This is a genomic window from Streptomyces macrosporus (assembly GCF_039533145.1).
Lineage (GTDB): Bacteria > Actinomycetota > Actinomycetes > Streptomycetales > Streptomycetaceae > Streptomyces > Streptomyces macrosporus.
This window is the reverse complement of sequence record NZ_BAAASZ010000043.1, coordinates 1-24,162: the sequence shown is the minus strand read 5'-3', so window position 1 is coordinate 24,162 and position 24,162 is coordinate 1. Positions and strand designations below refer to the sequence as shown.

The 24,162-nt window shown below is 75.5% G+C and carries 9 protein-coding genes; 3 read left to right on the top strand and 6 right to left on the bottom strand.

What is annotated here, in order from left to right; all coding sequences use genetic code 11:
• Positions 1-87: 87 nt before the first annotated feature.
• Positions 88-588, top strand: coding sequence for an ATP-binding cassette domain-containing protein (locus tag ABD335_RS27400; protein WP_344328321.1), 501 nt, complete (start codon positions 88-90; stop codon positions 586-588).
• 168 nt (positions 589-756) lie between these two features.
• Here ABD335_RS27400 and ABD335_RS27395 read toward each other — a convergent pair whose 3' ends face one another.
• The 6 genes from ABD335_RS27395 to ABD335_RS27370 form a co-directional block, all read right to left on the bottom strand.
• A complete protein-coding gene (locus ABD335_RS27395) occupies positions 757-2,496 on the bottom strand; it encodes a hypothetical protein (protein ID WP_344328319.1) in 1,740 nt (579 codons plus the stop codon).
• A 48-nt stretch (positions 2,497-2,544) separates the two neighbouring features.
• Positions 2,545-6,960 (bottom strand): hypothetical protein, encoded by a 4,416-nt coding sequence (locus ABD335_RS27390; protein ID WP_344328316.1) that lies wholly within the window; start codon positions 6,958-6,960, stop codon positions 2,545-2,547.
• Positions 6,953-12,289, bottom strand: coding sequence for a DUF3892 domain-containing protein (locus ABD335_RS27385; protein ID WP_344328314.1), 5,337 nt, complete (start codon positions 12,287-12,289; stop codon positions 6,953-6,955). Before ABD335_RS27385 ends, ABD335_RS27390 begins: the two co-directional genes overlap by 8 nt.
• Positions 12,286-15,924: a DUF6603 domain-containing protein gene (locus ABD335_RS27380; protein WP_344328313.1), complete on the bottom strand. Its 3,639-nt coding sequence runs from the start codon at positions 15,922-15,924 to the stop codon at positions 12,286-12,288. The genes ABD335_RS27385 and ABD335_RS27380 overlap by 4 nt, the downstream gene beginning before the upstream one ends.
• A 13-nt stretch (positions 15,925-15,937) precedes the next feature.
• The gene (locus ABD335_RS27375; protein ID WP_344328310.1) at positions 15,938-20,617 is read right to left on the bottom strand and encodes a peptidoglycan-binding domain-containing protein; all 4,680 of its coding nucleotides are present in this window, start codon (positions 20,615-20,617) and stop codon (positions 15,938-15,940) included.
• Between the two features lie 797 nt (positions 20,618-21,414).
• Complete coding sequence (locus ABD335_RS27370; protein WP_425583766.1) at positions 21,415-21,804, bottom strand: avidin-fold protein; 390 nt, start codon at positions 21,802-21,804, stop codon at positions 21,415-21,417.
• Positions 21,805-22,432: 628 nt separating this feature from the next.
• Between ABD335_RS27370 and ABD335_RS27365 the strand changes: the two genes are divergently transcribed.
• Together ABD335_RS27365 and ABD335_RS27360 are read left to right on the top strand one after the other, a co-directional pair.
• Complete coding sequence (locus ABD335_RS27365) at positions 22,433-23,419, top strand: NAD-dependent epimerase/dehydratase family protein (protein ID WP_344328309.1); 987 nt, start codon at positions 22,433-22,435, stop codon at positions 23,417-23,419.
• 574 nt (positions 23,420-23,993) lie between these two features.
• On the top strand, positions 23,994-24,119 hold the full coding sequence (locus tag ABD335_RS27360; RefSeq protein ID WP_344328307.1) for a hypothetical protein: 126 nt from the start codon (positions 23,994-23,996) through the stop codon (positions 24,117-24,119).
• Positions 24,120-24,162 lie beyond the last annotated feature (43 nt).

Genomic DNA, 24,162 nt, shown 5'->3' with positions numbered 1-24,162 from the left:
GCCGGTCGACGACGGCAGCCTGACCGTCATGGCACCAGGCGGCATCGGCCACCTTCGCCAGACCCTCGATCTCCCGATTCGGCGCGCGTGGGCGACGCCGTGGACCACGTGCTGGGCGAGCTGCGCGCCCCGGAACGCCGTATCCGGATCGCGGAGGCCGCACTGGGCACGGCCGGCCCCGCCGAGTTCGAGCACTACGCCGCCCTCGTGGCCGAGTTCGAGGCGCGGGGCGGGCACGGAGCGGATGGCCGTGTCGAGGTGAGCCTGCGCCGACTCGGCGAGCACGCGCCACTGGACCGCACGCGTCCGCCGAGCACCCTCTCCGGAGGGCAGCGCTCCCGGCTCGCGCTCGCCGCGACCCTGGCCTCGGCCCCCGAACTGCTGCTGCTCGACGAGCCGACGAACCATCTGGCCCCCGCCTTGGTGGAGGGGATCGAGGCAGTCCTGGCCCACTACACCGGCACGCTGGTCGTGGTGACGCACGACCGGCTCCTGCGCGAACGCTTCCACGGGTCCCGCCTGGAACTCCCCATGGCCCCGGAACCACCCATGGCCGCCGAGAAGACGCACCGGAACCGACGCCCTTGAGCCGCCCGGTCGTCTGCGCCGAACGGCGCCCCTCAAGGGTGGGACGATCGACCTCGGAGACCACAGCCCTCCTGCCCGAAATCCCGCCGCGGCGGGGCGCTTTCACCGGAGGGCGCTTTCACCGGAGGGCGGCCGGAGCCCCGTCACGTTCGAGCCGTCGGAGAGTGTTCACGAGTGCAGCGTGTCGAACCGCAGACCGCTGGAGGACTCTCCGCGGCCGGTGCGCTTGCGGCGGCCGACCCACAGGTAGCCGCGGCCATCGGCGCCCCGGGCGTACTGCCAGGCGCGGGTGACCACCGCGCCCTCGCGCGGGACCTCCTCGTGGTACAGGTCCAGCGTGCCTCCGGGGTCGAGCAGTCTGCCCAGCGGCGGGACGGGCTCGCGGCCGCCGTCGGGAAGGGGGCGGGTGAGCCGGCCGCGACGCAGCCGGACCGCGCCGGGGCGGACTTCGACGGGCAGCAGCGGGATCCAGTGGTCGGGCACGGAGCTCATCAGGCGGTAGCCGAGGGCGCCCCGGGCGAAGGGATCGGGTTCCTCGGGCGGGGTGGCCGCCCGGGTGCGGTCCAGCGGTGCGCCCACGGCGTCGGTGACGGTGTGCTCCACGGCCCAGGCCTGGTTGGCGCCCTCGTCACGGGCGAGGAGCACCTCTTCCAGGGGCTCGCCTTCCAGGCCCTGGGCGGTGGCGGGCGGCAGCAGGAAGGCCGGGTGGCGGCCGCCGGAAGCGGTGGAGAGCCGGAACAGCGACCAGTGGGCGTCGCCCGCCCCGCCGCCGGGCGGAGGCATCAGCGTGGGGCCGCCCAGGGCCGAACCGAAGGTGTCGCCGACCACCACGGAGGTGACCGTGGTGAGCGTTCCGGCGTCCAGGTCGAGCGGGACGACGTACCAGTCGTTGCTGTAGACGGTGGCGTACTCGGCGAGCAGCATCCGGGCCAGGTCGTCCGGTGCCGTCTCGACGGCGCCCAGCGAGACCCGGGCGTCCTCGAACTCCCAGTAGCGGCGGGCGGGCATGCCGGGGAAGGCCGCCGGGGCGGGCAGCACGGTGGCGGCGACCTCGGCGCGGGCGGGTTCGGGGGCCAGGCCGGTGGGGCCGGTGGCGACGAAGTCGGACCAGTCCAGGCGCCCGCCGAGGTACTCGGGGGCGACCAGGGTGACCTCGGTGCCGGGGGCGGTGCCGTCCAGGGGGCCACCGGTATCCGCGCCGACCGAGAAGTGGTACTCCATCCGGGCCGGCTGCCAGGCGTCGTCGCCCGCCGGGGCGGCCAGGTACCGGGCGTCGTGCCAGGCGAGCCAGGTGCGCAGCACGGGCAGGGCGGCGGCGGTCCGGGCCGCGGTGAGCCGCAGGTCCGGGGGGACCTCGTCCGTGGGGAGCAGCGGACGCAGGGCCTCCGCGGCGAGGTCCCCGTCGGGCGCCCGGCCGCCCATGACGGCGAGGTAGCGCCGCACCGCGGCGCTCTGCTCCGGGGCGGTGGCGGGACTGTCGTCCGGGGCACCGGGCGGCGGCAGCTTCCAGGTGCGCAGCACGGCGGCGGCGACCTCCCCCAGTCCCGCCGCGTCGAGCAGCCGCAGCAGGTGCCGGCCCGACTCCCCGGCGGCGCGCAGGTCGGCGGAGGGCACCGCCTCGCGCTCGGCGAGCGCCTCCAGGGGCACGCCGGGCGAGTAGGCCTCGACGGGCGCTGCGGGGGTGCCGGCGGAGGGCAGCGGGCCGGGCCGGTAGGCGGTGATGCCGTCGGACCGGGCCCGGACCCGGATCCACACCGGCGATCCGGCGTCGTCGGCGAGGTACTCCCCGAACTGCCACTGCCGGGCGAGCAGCCACAGCGGGTCGTGGATCCGGGCCTCCAACGCGGGGCGCATGTCCCCGGCACGGGCCCTGGGCTCCAGTCTGGTCCAGGTGGTGATGGAGGGCATGGGCTCACCTCGCCGGTCGGGGGCCGCGCGTGCGGCCGGGAGTACGGGTCATCGGGGCAGTCCCCGGGTGAGGTCGGTGGTGGCGGTGTCCGTCGACTCGGTGTTGGTGGCCAACACCGCGGCGGGCAGCAACTGGCCGATGTCGGTGAGCGCGTCCGGGTCCACGGGGTGCAGCGCCTCCAGGTCGACCGCGCGCAGTCGGGCCAGGTCGAGTGCCTCGACGACGGTCTCGGTGAGCAGGTCGGGGTCCCACTGCGCCCGGCCGTCCGGCGGCACGGCCAGCAGCAGCGCCTGCGGCGGTGCGGAGTCCGGGCTGTCGGCGTGGACCGCGAGAGCGGCGGTCTCGGTGGTGCGCGGGACGACCTCGGTCCACTCCTCGATCAGCAGGCCGCGGACCGGCCCGTCCAGGGAGGGGGTTCCCCCGGGGCTGTGGAGGACGAGAGCCAGCCGGTTTCCGGGGCTGCCGCCGCCGACGGCGGGCAGCGCCGCCCAGCGGTCGCCCTCCTGGTACGGCAGTTGGGCGACACCGACGGTGAGCGTCTCGCCGGTGGCGAGGGCCTCCGCATAGCCGAGCGAGGTGGTGAGCCGGTCGATGCCGCGCCGCACCCGGGCCAGCGCGGTGAGGTGCCCGGCAGCGGCGTGCGGGTCGCCGCCCTGCAGTTCGGTGCTCGCCGCCAGGGAGGCGGTGAGATCCGGATGGGTGGCGGGGATCGCGGTGGCGGGCGTGAAGGCCGGGAGGAGCGGCAGATCGGGGCCGAGGGCGGCGGTGAGCCGCTCGCGGTCCGTCACGGCGGCGACCACCGCCTGGCGGCGGCGGGCCAGCTCGGCCCGGGCCACCTGGGCGAGCGCGGTCAGCGCGGCGAGGTGGGCGGCGGCGCGGTCCGCGGGGGCGCCCGCGGGCGGTGCCGGGGGCGGTACCACGCCCGGCACGCCGAGCAGGCTCGCCGCGAGCAGCCCGGTGCGCAGCCGGGCCGAGTCGGTGGTCTGCCCGGTGTCGGCGAGGGCGGCGGTGAGGATGCCGACGACCGTGGCCACGCGGGCCGCCCGCGCCGGATCGGGGGGCTGCGGGCCGTCCGGGGCGTGTTCGGGCAGCGTGAGGTCGGCCGGGGCGAGCGGCCGGGCGGAGCGCAGCAGGTCGCGAGCGGCCCGGGCGGTCTCCAGCAGGGCGGCGAGCCCGGTGACGTTCAGCCCGGTGACGGTCCGTCCGGCGACGGCGGGCAGCTCGGCGGCATGCCGCAGCAGGTGGGCCGCCAGATCGGTGCCTTCCAGCGCGGCCCCGGCGGGCGCCGCCGGGTCGGGCAGGGCCTCGGGGGCCAGGGCCACCCAGTCGAGCGGGGAGAGCGGCAGCCCGGCGAGGGAGAACGGGACGGCGGTGCCGTCGTCCAGCAGGGCGGTGACGGTGGTGTCGGCGGGGGCGGGCAGCAGCCGGGAGAGCCAGCCGTCGAGGGCGGGTTCGGCGGCGGCGCGGGCCTGCACCGCCCGGTCGGCGTCGGTCGCGGGCCAGCGGGCCGGGTCGGCGGGGGTGTCGTCGAGCAGGACCACGACCCGGTGAGTGACGGCGTCCCCGGTGCGCGGCGTGCGCAGGACCTCCGGCTCGGGCGGCGAGGCCTCGCCGTTGGCCAGTGCGTCGAGGGTCGCTCCGGCGCGCAGCGGGTTGCCGAGGGCGGCCTGGTGGACGCCCTCGGCGAGCAGGGTGTCGGCGACCGCGTCGACGGCGTCGGCGAGGTGGTCCAGCACCTGTGTGAGCGCGGTGAGTTCGGCCGTGGACTCGGGCGGGACGCCGACGTCCCGGACCAGGTCGAGCCGGCCGGCCCGGCGGCGCCGGTGCAGCGCGAGGCCGTCGACCAGGTCGTGGGCGGGGATCGTCTCGGTCGCGGTGCCGTCGGTGCCGAGGCTGGTGGCGCGGATCGGGGCGAGCTCCCGGAAGCGGTCGGTCCAGGAGGCGAGGGCGGGCAGCGGGTGGTCCTGCAGGGCCCGTTCCAGCCGGGCGCCGAGCAACGCGCCCAGCGGCCGGCCCTGGCGCACGCCGTCCAGGATCCAGGCGGCGGTGCGGACCCGCTCCGAGGTGAGGTCGACGGCGAACGGGCTGTCCGGGCGGTCGCCGTGGGCGCGCTGGGCGGCGCGGAGCACGGCGGCGGTGGTGGCGTGGGCGAGGGACGGCGCCAGGATCGGGCCGGGGGTGCCGGAGGGCGCGGCGAGCAGCGGGCCGGTCTCGCCCCGGGGCCTGCGGTCGGCGGGCACCGGGGTGGGCGCCGTGCCGCGCGGGGTGACGTCGGTGACCCAGCCGTAGCCGCCGAGGTGGACACCGCCGGTCTTGCCGCCCTGGGCGGCGGGCCGGCGCAGCCAGGCGAGGCGCTTGGTGGCCAGCGAGGTGAGCCAGGCGTCCAGGCGATGGGAGGCGGTGTCCAGGTGCTGGGCGAGCAGCCGCTCCAGGTCCGCGGGGTCGACGGTGGAGAGGGTACGCAGCGCGGCGGTCGTCTCGGTGACGTCACGGGCGCGGGCGTCGGCCGCGCCGGCACCGGTGATCCAGGCGCCGGCGCGGGTGGTGGTGCCGGGAACGTTCTTTTCGAGCCTGCTGCGCAGGGTGGGGGTGGGCACCTGCTCGTCGAGGCCGACGAGTTCGGGCTCCAGACCGGCGCCGAGGCCGTCGCCGAAGATGCGGGAGGCGGCGGTGCCGTACTCCACGAGCAGCGAGTGCCGGGCGAGGCGGTAGAGCAGCGGCGTGGTGGCGGCGGGGCCCAGGTCGTGGGCGGCGAGCACCTCGGCCGGACTGCGGCCCGAGCGGCCGAGCGCGGCGAGGTACTCGGCGGGCCGCCCGCCCGGGACGGTCTCGGGGGCCTGCACCCAGGGGGCGTCCAGCGGGAACGATTCGGTGGCGAACACCAGCTTGGCCAGCCGGACGTCGAACGGGGCGATGCCGAAGCGCCGGGCGAGCGCGTCCGCGGCGCCGGTGAGCCGGTCGCGCCAGCGGTCGTTGAGGAGGAGTTCGCCGAAGCGCCACAACGCGGTGACGTACTCGGCGCCCAGGGCGCTGCGGCCGAAGATCCGCCGGGCGGTGGGCGCCATCGCCAGGATGCGGGCGATGGTCTCGTCGGGCTGGGTGCCGCGGGTGACCCGGGGCACGGCCGCGGTGTCGGCGGCGGCCGGCTCCCAGACGGCGCTGCGCAGCCGGCGCAGGAACGTGACCACCGCCGGGTCGAGGCGGTGCCTGCCGTACGAGGGGCCCTCCAGGTCGGTCCAGCGGGCCAGTGGCAGCACCGGCAGCACGCCGTACGGCTGGTTGCCGATCCGCAGCGTGGGCAGCGGGCCGCCGGGGCGGACGTACTCGATCAGGTGCTCGCGGGCGCCGCGGATCGCGGCGTCGCCGAATCGTCCGGCGGTGAGCTGGGTGAGGAGGCTGCCCCAGGTGGCGCCCCACAGGGCGGTGGAGACGGCGCGCACGGCGCGCTCGTCGGTGCGGTCGCCGAAGTGCGCTCGAGCGAGGGCGCCGGAGGTGCCGGCGCGCGGAGCGCCGACACCCCCGGGCGCCGCGGGGCTCAGGCCGAGGGCGCGGTGCAGCAGCCCGGCGGCGGTGTCCGGCACACCGCGGGCCGAGTCGCCGTGCCGGACCTGAAGGGCGGCGCGGCGGGCGGGGTCGGTGCGGCTGTGCGCCGAGGTGGCGGTGGCGGTGTTGTTGCTCGCCGCGCCCGGCGGCACGAAGCCGAGGCCGCGAGTGTGGTACTGGGCCTCCAGCAGCGCGTTGAGCTCGTCCGCGGCGGTGTCCGGGGCGGCGGTCTCCAGGACGCCGTGGACCACCAGCCGGCGGTAGCCGGCCGTGCCGCCCACGCTGCGGGGCAGCCGGACGGCCATGCCGACGGCCTCCGCCTCGGTGAAGTCCACCAGCCAGCGGGTGGCGTCGTCGACGGGCGGCTCGGCAGGGTCGTCGGGGAGCACGCTGTCGGGGGCGGGACCGACGGGGAGCGGACGGGGGACGGGGTTCGCGGCGGTGACGCGCACCGGCGCCTGCCCGGCGGCCAGCGGGTAGCCGGTGACGTGCCAGCGGGTGGGCAGCGCGCGGGCCACGGCCCGCCGCGTCCAGGTGCCGGTGCGCGGCGGGCCGAGCTCCGGGAAGACGGGGCCCGGTCCGGCTCCGCCGTCGAAGCCGAGCGGTTCCAGGACACGGGCGATCCACGCGGCGCGCTCGGCGCCGTAGCGGCCCGAGAGTTCGTCCCAGGCGGCCTTCTCGGCGGCGGCGACGACCTCGGGGGCGGCGTCGGGGTCGTTGCCCGCCGACCACATGGCGTTCCAGTAGTGCCGGCCCCAGCCCACCTCGTCGGCGGTCAGCGGCGGTTCGTGGGTGTCGATGTGCAACTCGTCGGGGTAGATCCGCACCAGCAGCTGGTCGGCGGTGAAGCGGGTCTCCAGCCGGACGGGCAGCAGCAGCACCGGATACTGGGTGGACAGGGTCCAGGGTGTCTCAGGCATGACCGTCCAAGGTGGTCCGGAGGGTGGTGTCGGTGGGCTCGGCGTACTGCGGGGGCAGCCCGGAGCCGGGCGGGATCGGGGGCAGCGAGAGCAGGTTGTCGCCGGTGTCGGCGTCGCCCTCGGTGCGCAGGTGGGGGCGGCCGTCGGCGTCGTGGGCGACCCGCACGGCGACCCGGTGGCCGGGGTGGAGTTCGACGTAGAAGCTCTCCCGGGCCTGGATGGCGGCGATCACCTGGGCCGCGGTGAACCGCCACCAGGTGCCGTCCGGGTGCTGCCCGGCGAGTTCCCGCACCCGGACCCGGTCGCTGCCGGGTTCGCGCTTGCGGACGTGAGTGACGCGGCGTCCGGCGCCGAAGCCGGGCAGCAGGTCGGAGGCGTGGAAGGCGACCCGCGCGGGCTGTTGCAGGGTGATGTGGGCCAGATGGGCCGAGTTGTGGGCCCAGGTGACCTCGGGCACGGTCTCACCGGCGTGCCGCGGCGTGCGCAGCGGCCGGGCCGGGGTGCCGAAGGGAACCGCGAGCGGGGCGTGGACGAGTCGGTCCAGTGTCCCGGCGTCCGGGACGACCGAGGCCCAGCTGATGTCCCGCCAGGTGGCGGGCACGGTGCCGTGGACGGCGTCGCGGGGCGGCACGTCGAGCCCGAACCGGGGCGCGCCGGGGTGCTCCTCGAAGACCAGGAACCAGCCCGGGTCGCCGCCCGCGGCCGGGTCGCCTCCGCGCGCGTCGGCGACGGTGATCGGGAAGCCCGCGTAGAGGATGTCCGGGTCGAGCCGGCCGAGGAAGACCGGCTCCAGCCGGTCGGCGCCGAGTCTGCGCGGCCCTCCCGGGGTGTCGGGCGGCAGCGCCCGCCGGGCGTGCAGGCCCAGCGACGGGAAACGGCGGACGAGTTCGCCGCGGACCAGCAGCACCAGCTCCTCCCCGCCCGACGGCCCGACCGCGATCGACCCGAGCCGGGCGCGGCGCGGCCACTCGGCGAGCGGCGGGACGTCCGGCTCCTCCTGGCCCGGCGGCACCGTGCCGCGGGCGTCCCAGAAGTGTCGGAAGGAGGTGGCGGAGCGGTCGGTGGGGAAGCCCCGCCACAGCAGTTCGCGTCCGAGTTCGTGGTTGGCGCCGGTGAGGAACGCCTCGACGAACGCCGGGTTGGTGCGCAGCAGGGTGACCGTGTCGGCGGGGATCTCCTGGACGCCGGGCAGCAGGTGGTCCTGCCCGAGTTCGGTGAGCAGTTCCGCCGTGGGCTGCGGGAAGACCGGCGGGGCGAGCAGCGGGTTGAGCGGGTCGGTCAGGCCGGCGTCGGCGAGTTCCGCGCCGGCCAGCCGGCCGGTGACGCGCGCGGTGACGGTGCGTTCGGGGGCGAGTGCCTCGTGGACGGCTTCGGCGAGGCCGCTCAGTCGCAGGGCCGCCTCGTCCTCCTGCTCGGCGCGGCGCTGCGCGGCCAGCAGCGCGTTCTGGTGGCGGGTGGCGGCGGTGCGGAAGTTGTCGGCGATCTTCCGCTTGCGGGCGAGGGTGTCGCCGGGCAGGTCGGCCACGCAGACCGCTGCGCCTTGGTTGTACCAGCCGTACCAGCCGCCCGGGTGCGCCGGGAGCAGGTCGGACCAGAAGCGCGGGGTGCCGTTCTCGACGTCGGTGCCGACCCGGTACCAGGCCCGGTTCTCCCGGTCGGCCTCCGTGTCGAGGTCCTCGATCGCGAAGACCAGCAGGTCCGGCTGGAGGCTGCCGGAGAAGTCGGCGACGGCGAGTCCGGCGCCGGCGACCCGGGAGCCGAAGCCGCCGGGCACGCTGCGCACACCGCTCCACCGCTCGCCGTTCGCCCGGCCGGTGACGGTGCCGCGGGCGTTGACGTTCCAGCCGATCCGGTAGGAGGGGGTGACGCCGGAGGCGGTCCGCTCCATCAGCAGCACGACGAGTTCGGGCCGCAGGTCGCCGTCGAGGTCGGCGACGGCGACGGCCATGCCCGCGATGGGCGGCGCGGAGTCCGAGGGCCGGCCGGGCCAGGGCACCTCCACCGAGTCGCTCCAGCCGCGGGTGACCTTGCCGGAGTCCGGGTCCAAGCACCACCCGATCCGCAGGAACAGGCGCCGGTTGCCGGGCGTTCCGGCGGCATACACCACGATCAGTTCCTGGCGGTTGTCGCCGTCCAGGACGGCCAGGGTCGCGGTGCCGCACTCCACCGGATAGGAGGCGGTCAGCGCGCCGGAGGAGCCGTAGAGGGTGGACATCGGGACGGGCAGCCGCTGCGGTTCGGTCCAGCTCGCGGGGGCGCCCGTCGCGGAGAGGTCGCGGCCTATCACGTAGTTGCCGAAGTTGCCGAGCGGATGGTCCTGGATCCAGAAGACCAGCAGGTCGGGGCGCGGGTTGTTCGGGTCGGGCACGTTCAGGTCGGTGCAGGCGATCGCGAAGCCCTGGACGTTGTCGTTGATCCCGTTCACCGGCAGGGCCTGCGGGGCCTGCCAGCCGTCGGCGACCCGGGCGTCGAAGTCGGTGTTGCGGCCGATCCGCAGGTGGGCGCGGTTGGGGCCGCCGGGGTTGTCCATGTGGCCGATGAGCAGGTTGGAGCGGAAGCCCAGCCGGGGCCGCCAGCGGATGTGGCGGGCCGGCGCGGCGTCCGGGGCGCCGGCGCCGCCGAAGGCCGGGCCCCCCAGGTCCTCCCAGGCGGGGTGGGCCGCGGCGGTGTCCAGGCGCAGCAGCCGGCCGTCGCCCACCGCCCAGACCACCGTCCCCTGGACGATGCCGCGCAGGGCCTGGTTGCCGGAGACCGGGGCCCGGCCGCCGACCTCGGCCCAGCCCGAGCCGATGGTGTAGATCAGTACGGTGGAGTAGTTGCTGCTGACCACACCGCGGTTGGTGCCGATGGCGCCGAGGCAGAACCCGACGTCCGAGCGGAACGGCTTCCAGCCCGGGAACAGGTTGGTGATCTGGTAGGTGTACAGCAGGCCGTCGGCCGCCTTGACCATGTACTGGAGCAGGCCCGAGCCGGGTACCGGCGGCTGGTCCGACATGAAGCCCCAGCCGGAGGGCGCGCCCAGTTCCTGCCAGCTCCAGACGCCCTCGCTCCAACCGTAGAAGTAGAGCCGCCCGTTGGTGCCCACCGCGGACAGTTTGAACGGGGCCAGGACGAACGGACTTCCGTGCAGGTCGGTGGGGTTGGTGACGTTGGCGCCGCCGGGGACGCCGATCTGGGACCAGCTCCAGGTGTCCCCGTCGTACGTCTTCAGCTCGACGAGCCGGCCGGCCGTGTTGACGGCGTACACGCTGTCGTAGGTGCCGGTCCGCATCAGCGTGCCGCTCGGGCGGGAGTCGCGGGACACCGCGGACAGCCGCCACCAGCGGTTGAGGGCTCCGCTCGACGGGGTGCCGTGGTCGTGCCAGGCGAACCGGTCGCCGTCCCAGCCGAGCCGGTAGAGCCGCCCGTTGGCGCCGGTCACGAAGGCGTGCAGATCGCGGACGCCGGCCGGCGCGGACTCGGCGGTGGTGCCGGGCGGAGTGCCGTGGTCGGTCCAGCCGACCGTGCCCTGGGAGGAGGTGAAGCGGGACATCACCCGGCCGTCGGTGGTGGTGACGAACACCCGGGTGGGCATCGCCGCGCCGACGAAGCGGATGCCCGGAACGGCCGGGGCGGGCTGTTCCGTCGGGCCCGGGATGTCCTGCTCCCACCAGCGCCGGGTGAGCCGGTCCGGGGTGAGCCGGGTGAAGGTCTCGCTGCCGGGCAGGTCCTCGACACCCATGCTGCCCGCGGGAGGCGCCGGTTCGGGCGTGGCGGTGGCCTGGCGGCGGGTCAGCTGTCCGGCCAGCGCCGCCGCGGTGCCGTCGGCCCCGGTGCCGGTCTTCGCGGTGAGCGGGCCGCCGGGCCTCAGCAGCTTGCGGAAGGCCGGGGAGAGCGCGGCCGCGGCCTCCTGGTTGCGGGCCGTCTCGCCCGCGACGGTGCCCGCCCCGTAGGCGACCGCGGCCCGGGCCGCGGCAGTGATCTGGAGCAGTCGGGCGTCCGCCCGGTCGTCGCCGGCGGGCCCGGCGAGCCTGCGGTGCAGGCTGTCGGCGACGGTGCGGGCCAACTGGCCTTGGCGCAGCGCGTCGTTGGCGCGGCGGATCTCGGCCGCCTGGTCCCAGGCGGCGGCGACCAGGTCCTCCTGGTGACGGCGGACGACCTCGCCGCCGAGCGCCGCGGCCACCCGGTGCCGGGGGTCGAGGTTGATCTCGCGGAGCCAGTACGGGCCGGAGCCGGAACCGGGCAGCTTCGTCCCGCCGTTCGGGGCGACGGCCGCCCGGCCGCCGGCCTGGGCGGCGCCGTAGACGGGCGGGGTGAGCTCCGGGTCGGCGTCGGTCCCGGTGGCGGCGCCGGGGCTGGAGCCGTCCAGGATCTCGGTGTACGCCTCGGCGAAGCCGCGGGCGGTGGCGGCGTGCCAGGGCAGCGGTTCGGTGCCGGCGGTGCGCAGCGCGCCCTCGAGGTCGACGATCCGGCCCGGGGCGCCGTCCGGCAGCTCGGGCAGGCCGTTGCCGGCTCGGCCGACGTCCAGCGGCCGGGTGCCGACCCGGCCGGGCAGGGCCCGCGGCGTGAGGTTGCGGACCAGCGATTCGAAGTCGCCGTCCAGGCCGGTGGTGAACCGCCAGTGGTGGTAGACCGGCAGTTGCCACGGCCGCGTGGCCTCCAACGGTGGCCAGGCGGGCCGCAGCGCGTCGCGGTCGGCCTCCGGCAGCTCACGGCCCAGGCCGCTCAGCCGGCCCGCCTCGAAGGCGGGTACCACCGCCGCGAGATAGCTCGTGCCGGGTGCGAGGCGGCGCGGGCACAGCAGGCGGGACAGGGTGTGGTCGGGGGCGTCGGTGAGCAGCGCGTCGATGGCCTCGTCGCCGAGGTCGCCGTCGGTGACGACCTGGGCGTGCGCCCATCCCCAGGACTCGGCGAGGTCGGGCAGGTCGGCCGGGTCGCAGGTCAGCCGGGGCAGGCCGCCGCCGGGGTCCGGCTCCAGCGAGGCGCGCTCCTCCTCCACCACGGCCAGGACCAGCCAGGGGCGCAGCCTCCCCTGGTCGTCCGGGGCGGCCGTGCTGAACATCCAGGGCAGGTCGGGGCGGTCGAACTCGATCGCGGCGAAGAGGTGCGGTTGGGCGTCCGGGGTCCCGGGGGCCGGGAAGGTCCGCAGGATCTGGTGCGGATCGAGGCCGGTGACGTCGCCCGGGCCGTAGAGCCGGGCGGATACGGACAGCTCGGCACGGTCGTTGACGCGGGGGTGAAGGGTGACGGTGGTACGGGCGGGCAGCGAGCCGTCGAGCGGGTCGGGGGCACCGCCGTCGGCGCCCAGTCCCTCGCGTACCCAGGACAGAAATGTCAGGCCGCCGGTCATCGGTCTCCTCCGGGAACCGCGATGATCCGCAGCGCGGCGGTCGCGGGGTCGGTGCTGGGGTGGGCGACGGCCTGCACGGCTCCGGGTCGGGGCGCCGCGTCGCGCAGCAGGGTGCGGCGCAACTCGTCGGCCTCGGTCCAGGTGGTGGCTGCCGGACGGGGTGCCGTGGTGCTCGCGGCGGCCGGACCGCGGGCCGCAGCGGCGGTGGCGCCGTCGACCGCGTAGCCGGTGTCGTGCACCCGGAGGCGGCGGGCGGACGCGGCGAAGCGGGCCTTGCCCGAGCGGCGCGCGGCGGCGCGGGCGGCGGGTGAGGCCGCCGTGCGGGACGACAGGGCCGGCCCGGCGAGGACACCGGAGCCGGGTGCGGCGGGTGCGGCGAGGGCGGCGGCGCGCAGCGCGGCCGGGGCGGCGCCGGCGGCGCCGTCGACCAGCACCTCCTCGTAGTCGACCTCGGCCTGCACCAGCCCGCCGCGGTCGCGCCCCGGCCCTTTGGCGCGGGCCGCGGTGCGCCCGGCGGGAAGCTCCTCGAAGGACGGCCGGGCCAGCTTCTCGTCGTCGCCGAGCTCCCGGAACTGGGCGGGCGCGAAGTACTCCCGGGTCTCGGTGGTGACCAGCGGTTCCGCGTCCGCGTCCGGGGCGCCGCGCACGGTCACCGCGGTGATGGTCAGCCTGTCCGGCCCGCTCACCGGGGCCTGGCCGTAGCGGTCGAGGGTGACGTCGAGGGGCACCACCCGCTGGGTGACGGCGAGCGAGCCCAGCGGATGGGCCGGCAGCACGCCCTCCTCGTGCGGGATCTCCCGCAGCGTCACCACGCTGTTGCCGGCGCCGGGAAGCTGGGCCGTCCAGTTCCTCGGGTCGGCGAGGGCGGCCTCCAGCAGCGCGACGACCTCGACGGCGGCGGGAAGCTCGGCAGGGGGCGCGCTGCTGCCGAAGGTGCGGTCGAAGGAGATCTCCCCGCTGAAGAAGAGGATCTCGAAGCGTGCCCGGCCGCGGGCGTGCCAGGGACGTGGCCCGGACAAGGCGACGTCCACCCGGACCGCCATGATGTTGGTACGGCCCCGCTTGAGCGCGAAGGACCCGGCCATGTCCACGGCGAAGCCGAACGGCTCGAACTGCACCAGCGCGTCGAAGGACAGCATGCCCTGGACGCTGAAGCCCAGTGCCGCCGCGTACAGCTCCAGCCGGGCGCCGAACTGGACGGTGTTGGAGGTGAGCGCGACGTAGGCCTCCAGCCGGATCCGCGGGTTGTCCCCGTTCAGCAGCGAGAGCGCCAGGCGGCGTAACTGCGGGAAGTCGGCCGGCGGCTGGAAGCGGGGGTGGAAACCGCCCGCGGAGATCGCGAAGGCGGGCTTCTCGCCCCAGTCGGCGCGCATCGCCAGGTCGCCGGTGAGAGCGAAGCCGGCGATCCGCGAGTCGCGCAGCGAGGCGTCGACGGCGGCCCGGGCACGGTCGAAGTCGATGGTGCCGAGGATGTCGACGTTGACCACCACCACGGCTTCTTCCTCGGTCGGCAGGGCCAGGTGGAGGCGGCCGAGCAGGGCGAGGCGCAGCGGGGCGGGCAGTTCCAGCAGCAGCCCGACGTCGATGGTGAGCAGGGTGGGGGTGCCCCAGCCGATGCGGGCCATCGGGCCGACGACGTGCCGTCCGGGAGTGGCGGGGAAGACGGCGCCGAGGGTGCCGACCAGCTCGGCGGCCCGGCCCAGCGGGTCCTTCGGGAAGAGCACGGAGTCCAGCGCCCCGGTGCGCAGTCCGGCGCGCAGCGCGTCCACGTTGACGCTGCGGTTGACGCCGATGAGGCCGCCCACGCCGTTGAGGGTGAAGCCGAAACCGAGCTGCACGGGGGTGAACTCGGTGCTGACGATCACCAGCAGGGAGAAGCCGTCCTCGCCGCCCGGCATCCGAGTGGTGAGCAGGCCGACGGCCTTGAGCGCGATGCCCTGGAGCTGGAGCGCCAGCGCTCCCGCGTACTGCTCCTGGTCAGGGTCGAAGAAGAGGTGGCCGCCGCCGGTCACCGGGCCGGCCGCGATGCTCAACGACGCGCCCCGGGGCGGCTCGAAGCCGGCGCCGAGGGAGAGCGCGCCGAGGTTGCCGTCCCGTCCGGGGGCGGGAGAGAGCCCGGCGGACAGCCCCATTCGTTCGACGGTGGCGGTGACCGGGCCGAGGGCGAGGCGGGCGGTGCCGGTGACGACGGCGCGCAGGCCGTCCTCACCGGCGGTCAGGCCGAGCTGGATGCCCTGGACCTCGAGCGGCCCGAGGCGGAAGTGGACCGGCAGCTCGGCGGCGAGTCCGGCGGAACCGTGGACGTGCAGGCCCTTGCGCCGGGACCAGACCAGGCCCGAGTCGAACTCGGCGCGCAGCCCCTCGGCGGGCAGGACGCTCGCCAGGAAGCCGTCGCCGTCCCCGGGCGCCACCACCAGGGCGGCCTTCTCGGCGGCGGCGCCGATCTCGAGGTCGGCGCGGTCGAGGAGTTCGGCGGGGGTGGGGGTGGGGCCGTCCTCGGCGGTGGCGTCGAGTTCGGCGGCCAGCCAGACGCGGACCGCGCCGATCTCCAGCCGGGTGCCCTCTGCGGAGCCCAGCCGCAGCGCGGGGTGGCCGTCCCGCACGGTGCGCAGCTCGGCGCGCAGGCCGACATGGCCGAGCGCGTCGTCGGAGAGGGTGACGCCCCGCGGTCCGACGGCCAGGCCGGGGCCGGCCGCGGAGAGGTCGACGTGCAGGCCCCAGCGGCCCAGCAGCTGATCGACGGCGACCGCGCCGCTGGGCACCAGCACGACACCGAGGCCGCCGGTCTCCTCCGAGGCCAGGGCCAGGGTGAGGCCCAGCTCCGCGCCGAGCGACGCCCCGCCGACCTTGTGGGACAGGGTGAGCATGCGGCGGCCCAGCGCGATGCTGTTGGCGTCCAGGTCCGTGTCGTCGTCCAGGTCGGGCACGCCGATCAGCGCGGTGACGCCGAGGGCGTGCAGCAGGGCGCCGAGCCGGGGCAGCAGCAGGTCGGCCAGGGTGTCGGCGTCCGCCTCGGTGGCGAGTCCGTTCGGCAGGTACCGGGCGCGGAGCGTGCCGACGGGGTCGGAGACCAGGTCGACCAGCCGTTCGGGGTACACCCGGGAACGGGCCCGGGGGCGGCGCAGCGGCACCCCGTCCACGATCAGCCCCGGCTCGGGGTCGGCGTCCTCCGCGGTGACCACCACCCCCAGCAGCACCAGCACCTGGTGGAGCACCGGGTGGTGGCGGACCAGATAGGCGATCACCAGATGGTCCATCAGGTCGCGGGCCAACGCCTCGGCGTCGAGGGCGGCGAGCGCGGGCGGAAGACCGCGGACGGCGGAGAAGGCGGCGGAGGTGGCGGACAGCACCCGTCCCAGGTCCTCCAGCGAGTCCGGGGGGTCCTCCAGCAGGCCGGTGATGTCGCCGACGGCGGCGGTGACGTGTTCGAGCCAGTCGGTGAGGTCGGCCCCGGTGCCGGGGAGCGCGGTGAGGTCCCAGCCGAGGGCGTCGAGCAGGGCGTCGAGTTGCCAGTCGTCTCCGGCGGCGTCGAGCAGCGGCTGCAGCAACCGCTCGACCTCGCGGACGAGGAGGGCCTGAGCGTTGCCGTCCCCGGGATCCGCGGCCCCGGGCAGGGCGGGCAGGGCGTCGGTCATGGCGTGGTCCCGTCTAGGCCGGCAGGCCGTCGGTGTCGAGTTGGAAGTCGGGTTCGGTGCGGAGCGTGGCCTGGTCCGCGGCGAGGTCGCCGAGGGGCAGGGTGTAGTCGCGCGGGTTGCGCGCCTGCTGCTCGGCGGGGGTCGCGGTCGGCGCGTACCAGTACGGCCAGTCCTCGACGTAGCGCAGCGTGTGGCCCGGGTCGCGGGAGTGCCGGTGGCCGCCGTGATGCGCGGGGTGGGGCTCGGCGGGCTGGGGAACCTCGGCGTCGGTGGGGTCGTCGTCCGCGGGGGCGATGCCGGCGGCCGGCACCGGGTCGGGGCAGCGTTCCAGGATGGCGGCCGCGAGCGCCTCCTGGTGGTCGGCTGTCCATGGCCGCGGATTCGTGCCCCAGACCAGATCGGGACGGTTGGTCCGGGCGGTGACCACGACCCGCTGGAGGGCCGTCGCGGCGACCCCGGTGCTGCCGTCGCGGGCCACGTTGGCGGGGGAGAAAACGTGCCACCGGTGCACCAGGGCGATGGTCTTCTCGGAGCGGAAGACGTCGCCGACGGTGACGCCCGGGTCCATCGGGGCGGGGTTGTCGGCGGCGGCGCCGGGGGCGTTCCACGGGGTGGACAGGACGTCCCGCAGCCGCATGCGGGCCATGTCCCACATGGCCCGCTGGAACGGCGCGCTCGTACGTCCGGCCATGACGAACCGGTGGAACCAGTGCCAGGTCTTGAAGAACTCCAGCTCTCCGTACCGGCGGTAGGTCAGCACGTTGCTGCCCGCAGGAGCGGTGAAGCCGGTGAGCGGACGGGCGGTGCCGGTGCGGTCGGTGGCCGTGCCGTAGGCGGTGTACTTGCGCAGGTCCCGCACCCACAGCGAGGCCTGGCCCGGCGCCGCGGTCTTGCCGTCGCCGATCCAGGTGCGGTCCGGGGCGATGCCGCAGTCGCCGACGAGCTGGTTGAAGGCCGCCTCGTCACGGGTGCGCAGGTAGGCGAGGAAGGCCCACAGCTCGCCCTCGTCGACGTTCCACTGCTCGCGAGGCGGACGGCCGGCGACGTTGGGCTGCCAGATGCGCGCCCCGAGCGTCCAGTGGCACAACCCCAGTGAGGCGAAGGCGTGGTCGTAGCAGTTGACGGCGTCGAAGAAGCCGAGCGCCTCGACCTCGGCGACCGCGCGGATCACCTTGAAGGTGGCCAGGGTCCGGGCGGGTAGCTCCGCGAGCGGCCTGCCGATGAGCCGTTCCGGAAGGATTTCCGCCTCCGGCCAGCAGTCGTTGCGCTCGGGCAGTGCCACCGGGCCGCTCATCGGACGGGCCGGGTCGCCGGCGGCGGCCCGGGGGTCCTTGTAGGTGGTGCGCCGGCCGATCGCGGTGCAGCGGTCGCGCTCCGCGGTGTCCGCCGGCCGGGCGGCCGGCCTGGTCCAGCGGTCCGAGAAGTCGCGGACGTGCGTGCGCAGTCGCACCCCGTCGGGGTTGGTGGTGTCGTCCCAGCGCCAGATGTTGTCGGCCGGCCGGGCCGGGCGCTCGGGGGCGTCGGCGGTGGCCGCGCGCCGTTCGATCGTCTGGACGCGCTGCTTGGCCCCGGCCGCGTTCACGACCCAGGACTCCACCACCACCGGGCAGCGCCAGCGGTTGACCTTCCAGCGGGCGATGATCTCCCGAGTCGCGCCGTCGACACAGCCGCTGACCTGGCCGGTGTAGCGGCGGGCCTCGGGGACCTCGACCGACTCCAGGGCGGAGGCGTAGCCGTACCACTGCTGGTCGTCGGGGACGGAGACGTCCCGGGGCAGCCAGGTGACGCCCTCCCCCACGGGGTAGGCGGCGGCGCCGGTGTCGTCCTTGGCCCGCACCACGGTCCACTGGTTGCCGGCGACCTCGGTGACCTCGAGGTTCTCGAAACCCACCCGGATGCGGAAGGGCGCCGCGGGGAAGCCCTCCGCGGACTCCACGGTGAGCGTGGTATCCGCCCTGCCCGGCGCGGCGGCCAGCCGGGTGAAGGCGCCGGCCACCCGGGCGATCCGGCCGCGCTTGGCGTACGTCTGGAGCTCGCGGACGGCCCACCGCACCGAACGGTCGAAGCGGCCGGTGCGGTCCAACACGATCAGGAAGCCCAGCTCCTGCAGGTCGCGCTGGAGGTCGAGGATGTCGTGGTCCTCGCCGGCGTCGAACTGGCCCTCCTCCAGATTGCGGTCGCGGTACAGCTCGGGCAGGTTCTCGACCGGCAGCGACGGCGGCTGGCCGACGTCCAGCGGCACTGAGAACCGGGTCAGCGGAGCGCCCTCGGACTCGCCGGGGATCCGCCACCACAGGGTCTGGACGACGGACTTGGCGTCGCCGTCCTTCCAGACGAACTGGATCTCGCCGAGGTTGTTGCGGCCCACCAACTGCTTGCCCTCGCCGAACCGGTCGCGGTAGCCGGAGTGGTTCTGGGCTGCCCGGACGTACCAGCGCAGCGAACGGCGGCGGACCGCGGCGTCCTCGGGCGGGAAGGTGACCGGCTGTGGCGCGCCGGTGGGCGGGCGCAGCCGGTCCGGGTCCTCGTGCCGGTAGAAGTCGACCCGGTACCGCCAGTCCGGGTTCCTCTCCAGGGTGTGCGCGGCGGTGATGTCGGTGACCGCGGGGAAGCCCTTGGCCCGCCAGCGGACGAACCGCCCCGGGCGGGCCGGGTCCGGCTCCAGGCCGGCGTCGATCACCTGCTCGTCGGGGTTGGCCCAGGCGACCCGCCGCACGGCCGGGATCGCCTTCGACCGTTCCTGGAAGCCGTTGCTGTGCAGAAAGAGGGAGCCGTCGTACTCGTCGTGCGCCGGTCCGCCGTTGAGCTGGGCGAGAACGCCCCGGACCGGGCCGGTGCCGGGGCGTTGGAAGGCCGCGGTGGCCTCGTAGGACAGCCGGGCCGCGAACCCGAACCGGGTGTCGCCGGAGAGGGCGACCACCCGTCGGCGGCGCACGCCGGTGCCGTCCGCCCCGGGGCGGGTGAGCAGCCGGGCGACCAGGGCCTCGAAGGCGAGCTTCCGGTGTCCCCAGCCGTCGTGGTCGGCGACCAGATCGGCGGCGTCCGCGCGCAGCGCGCGCAGGGCGGGGCCGGCGAAGCCGGCGAGGTAGGGGTGGCCGACGACCGGTGCCGGGGACACCACCAGGGTGATGTTGTCGAGCCCGGTGTCCGCGGCCGGGTCGACCATCGCCGCGAACGGCCGGTCGCCGTAGAGCAGAGCCGAGGGCGAGTCGGGGCCGCCCGGATAGAACCGGTCGGTGCGGGTGTCCGGCACGCAGACCTGGTGGGCCCGCCAGGCGATGGTGTAGTGCCAGGTCAGGGCGCCCGGCTCCCGGTCGACCGAGCCGGCCGTCAGGCCGCGCGGTACCCCGGTGCGCAGGGCGATCTCCCGGGCGGGCGCGTCGGCCGTGTGGTCCGGGGCGGCCAGCGCCGCGAGCAGGGTCCGGCCGGGCGCACCGGCCGGGCCCTCGGCGGCGAACTGCTCGGGAGTGTTGCCCCAGCCCTGGAAGACCGCGTACGCGGCGAGCGCGTTGCCCAGCAGCCGGCGGCCGAGCGGGCTGCCGGACAGCTCGGTCACCGAACGCGCGGTGCCGAACCAGCCATCGGTGACGTCATGGCCGTCGAGGGCCGTGTACGTGGGGACGTTGGCCAGCACGCGCCGCACCGCGACCAGGTTCTGCCGGAAGACGTCCAGCCGGCCGGCCTCGCCGACGAAGCGTTTGCGTACCGCGTCCAGTCCGTTCCAGTAGTCGGGGCCGACCACTTCCTCCGGCAGCCGCTCCCCCTCGGGCACACCCAGGGCGGCGGCGACATCCGGATGGACCTCCGCGAACAGCGTGGCCGGCCCTCCGCCGGGGCCGTCCGGCACGGTCGGCCAGAGCACGTCGGACCAGGCCAGCAGGTACATGGCGCAGAATTCGGAGAACCGCAGCAGGTGACTGTCGCAGCGATGGGCGGTGACCTTGAACAGCTCCCGCGCCGGCTTGCCGCGGAATCCGGGGTGCAGGGCACGCTCCGGGTCGGCGAGGCCGGGGAAGGTCTCGTCCCGGCCCAGCAGCGCCCGTCCCCGGGTGGTGCACAGGTGCAGCATGGCCTCGGCGACGTCGTCGGCGTAGATCTGGTCGCCGGTCAGGAAGAGCTGCTGGGGGCGCCGTTCGGTCGACCCCGCGTCGGCGCGCAGCACCTGGTCGAGGAGGGAGAGCGCGTCCGGGCCCTCGCCGTGTGGTTTGCGGTTGGACGTGTGGAACACCCGCAGCTTGTCCACCGTGGCGGGCGGGGTGACGAAGCCGGGCGCGGCGGGCGCGCCGGGGGCCTCGCTGTAGACCAGCCGCCGGCGGGCCTCCTCCACGGTGGCCGCCACCACTCCCGCGGCGAACAGGTCCGGCGCGGTGGCCGGCGCGGGCGCGGTCGGCGTGGCGGTGTCCTCGGCGAAACGCATCGCGTAGCGGTGCAGGGTCCCCGGCCGCAGGGCGTCGCCGGTCGCGGTGACCGCGACGACGTGTAAGTGCTCGCCGATCCGCGCGGTGACCCGGGTGCCCCGGAGCCGCAGCGTCGCCGCCGGGTCCCCGGTGGCGCCCTCGTACACCTCCAGGGTCACCTTGCGCGGGGCCTTGAGGGCGACCCATACGGTCGCGCTGTTCTCGTCGACCCGGCGGACCACCGGCCCGGCCAGGACCAGCGGCAGTGCGGCGACGTCCCATGACGCGGGAGGCATATCATGCCTCCCTGTGCCAAACCAGGGCATGCGTGTACAACAGCAACATCGTCCCCCCCGTTGTCGTCTGCCCGAAGTAAACCTTTTTTCATTGCTGTTTCACAAGGTTCGTGCAACAAGCGGAAGTTGGCCACAAAGGGGAGTTGGTCGACGTTGGGGACTCTCGCGGTGCCGCCCCTCCCTCCGCGGAGGTCGGCGGATCGGCCCCTTCACCGTCGTCACCCGATCACGGAACGCCCCTCGGGGCCGGCGTTGGCGAGCCGGTGTCCGTCCGGTTCCCCATCTGGGGGTGGGCCCGGGGCGGCCCCGTCCCGGGCCTGCTCCCTTTCCGCCTGCGGCACCTTGTCCACGAGCCTCCGGAACAACCGACACCGCTCTCCGGGCGGGCTCATTGACCCCTACGGTGACGGTTGGTCTTCCGGGTCGGGAATTCCGTCCGGACAGCCGGCGAGACGTTCGAGGATCCCGTCCGCGGCTTGGTCCGGACGTGCGACGCGAGATCGGTGTTCCAGGCGCGGACATCGCGTTCCAGGACCTGGACCGTTCGGTGGACGCCCCGCCGCGTCCGCTCGCTCGTCGGCTCCGTGTTCCACCGGCATCCGGCGTACCGGGAGACCACGGTCGCCGTGTACGGCGTTGGCGGTCTTCTCCCGTCGGCCGTGCGGACCGCCCGCGGCCGCCGATGACCGCGCGCCGGGCCGGCGACGGCCCCGGGCCCCCGCAACAGGCGGGCGCGACCCCCCGGACAGGCGCCGCAACCGTCCTTCGTCACCGGCGGTGGGAACGAGCCACCGCGATCAGGCCGCTTCGCGGACCTCCTCCACCACGCTGGTCCCTCGCTCGGGGCGCGACTCCCAGGCCCACGACTCCTCGAGACGCACACGGCCGTCCGCGAGCACCACGATCCGGCTCTCGCACACGCCGTTGGCGGTAGCCCGGTCGACATCGAGGTGGGTGTAGCGGAAGTGCAGCCGATCGCCCTGGCGTGTCCCGACGAGGAACCCTCGCACGATGTCGCCGCCCGCGTACTCCGCCCAGACGACGCCGTCCTCCTCGCGGTACCGGAAGCGCGTGGCGCCGCCGACCTGGCCGGTGGACGAGTTGCCGGCGCCGGCGAACACCTTGCGGTCCAGGGAAACGGTCGCCGGAGAGAGGGAGGCCGCGGCGGCGGGCGATGGGGTGGTCACGGCCGTGACTTTAACCCACGGCCGTGAAGGTCAAGGGGCCGGGATCCGGTGCCGGGATTCGGGCACGCCGGCACCGACAGATGCCGCCTGCCACCACCGTGAGCTCTCGTGCGTGTCATCTCCGGCAGACACGTTTTCCCTCGCCACACGCCTCGAGCGGAGACCTCGCGGTGGCACGGAAGCGGCACTTGGCCCCTGTCGGTCGCCCGGCGCTTCACAGGTGCCGGGCGGCCGGAGGGGTTCGGCGCGGGGCGGCGGCTGCCGGGCGGCCGCCGTGGTTCTCGGTGCGACATCCCGGCCTCGTGTCGGCGAACCACCAGGGGATACACCGCGCCGTGCCGGCGAGCCCCGATGCCCGTCTCACCCCCGTGCCGGCGGCGGACAGTCCTCACCCCCACCATGACCAGCGCACGGGCGACGGGAAGCAACCGTCGGCGACTGCCGCCCACTCCACTGACCCGGAGCCGACACATCACAGGAGGCTCGGCTTCCGTGCCGTCCCGCCTCCCTGTTTCCGAGGTGGGTGGATGCGCTGGACGTACCGGGATCGACGGTCGGTCGGCGGCATCGGGTTCGCTGTCGGTGAACCCGCTCGGGCGGACCGTGCTCGCGGTGCTTGGGTGCCGGGATGGAGATTCTGGTACTGGGCGGGACGGCGTGGGTGGGGCGGGAGCTGTCGCGGCAGGCGGTCGGGCGCGGGCATCGGGTGACGTGTCTGGCTCGCGGTGAGAGTGGAGCAGTCGCGGACGGGGCGACGCTGGTGGCCGCCGACCGGCGTGATCCGTCGGCGTACACGCCGCTGCTCGACCGCGACTGGGACGCGGTCGTCGAGGTGTCATGGCAGCCGGGCTTCGTGCGCGGGGCGCTCGGCGCGCTGGGCGGCAGGGCAGGGCACTGGATATACCTCTCCTCCATCAGCGCCTACGCCTCCCATGCCGCGCCGGGTGCGGACGAGTCCGCGGTTCTTCACGCTCCGACCGCCCGGAGCGAGGCGGACCGCGCGGTGTACGGCGAGGCGAAGGTCGCCTGCGAGCGGGCGTCGGTGGCCGCCGTGGGCGACCGCCTCCTCATCGCGCGTGCCGGTCTCATCGGCGGCCCGGGCGATCGCAGTGGACGCTCCGGCTACTGGGTGGCCCGGTCGGCACGTGATCCGCGGGGGCCGATGCTGGTTCCCGGCACGCCGGACCTGCCGACCCAGGTGGTCGATGTACGGGATCTGACCGCCTGGCTGCTCGACGCCGCGGAGACGGGGAGGGTCGGCACGTACGACGCCGTCGGTCCGGTCGTTCCGTTCGCGGAGTGGATCGAGTCGTCCCGCGCCGTCGGAGGGCACACCGGTCCGGTGGTCACCGCCGACTCGGCGTGGCTGCTCGCCAACGGCGTGGCCGAGTACATGGGGGCCGAGTCGCTGCCGATGTGGCTGGTGAAGCCGGGCTGGGAGGGGTGGTCGGCCCGGAGCGGGTCCGCGGCGCGCGCCGCGGGGCTGCGTCACCGGTCCCGGGCGGAGCTGCTGGTCGACACGCTGCGCTGGGAGCGCGAGCAGGGCTTGAACCGGGCACGGCGTGCCGGTCTCAGTGCCCGGCGCGAACGCGAGTTGCTCGACGTCCTCGGCTGACGGCGTCGGGCCGCTGCCGTCCACGCCACGCCCCGGTAGCGGTGCCCCGGGGGCCTCGCCTTCCTGTACCGCCCCCTGGGCCGCCCTCGGCGGTTCCGCCGGGCGCCGGCCACCCGGGAACACGCGAGAACGCCGAGGGCAGGGCCTGTGCCGGTCGGCCCCATCCATCGGGAGGTCCGTCCACACCACCGGACTGCCCTCGGCGGTGAGCCCGAACAGGGACCGTTCGATGTGGACCGTCGTGGTCGTTCGCGTCCCAGGCATGGTCGGCCACCCTACCGGGGGTGCCGGCGTGAGGCCGCCGCTGCCGTACCGGATCACCGCCGCCCGGTCCTCGGTCCACGCCGGCGCCGCGGCCATGGCGCGCTCGTGTACGGCCTCGATCGCCCGTCGGGTCCCTCGTCACCCAGCGCTCACAGCAGGTGGATGGCGGACTGGGGACGGAAGCCGCCGTTCGGATCACCGGTGAGGGCACCTTCCGGTGATTGCCGCACCCCTCGCGTACGCCGCACGTGCCGCGGCGGATACGCCGTCTCCGCAGAGGACGACCCCGCGATCCATGAGGAGATCAGCCTTGCACGCAGTGGTCCGGCGGTACGAGGGGGTGACCGATCCGGCCGAGGCGGGACGCCGGGTGAGCGAGGGGTTCGTGCCGCTCCTCCGGCAGGTCCAGGGTTTCGTGGCCTGTTGGAACTCCTAACGGAATGCCGCACCTGACCTGCTGCGTCGTTGCCGGGGCGGTG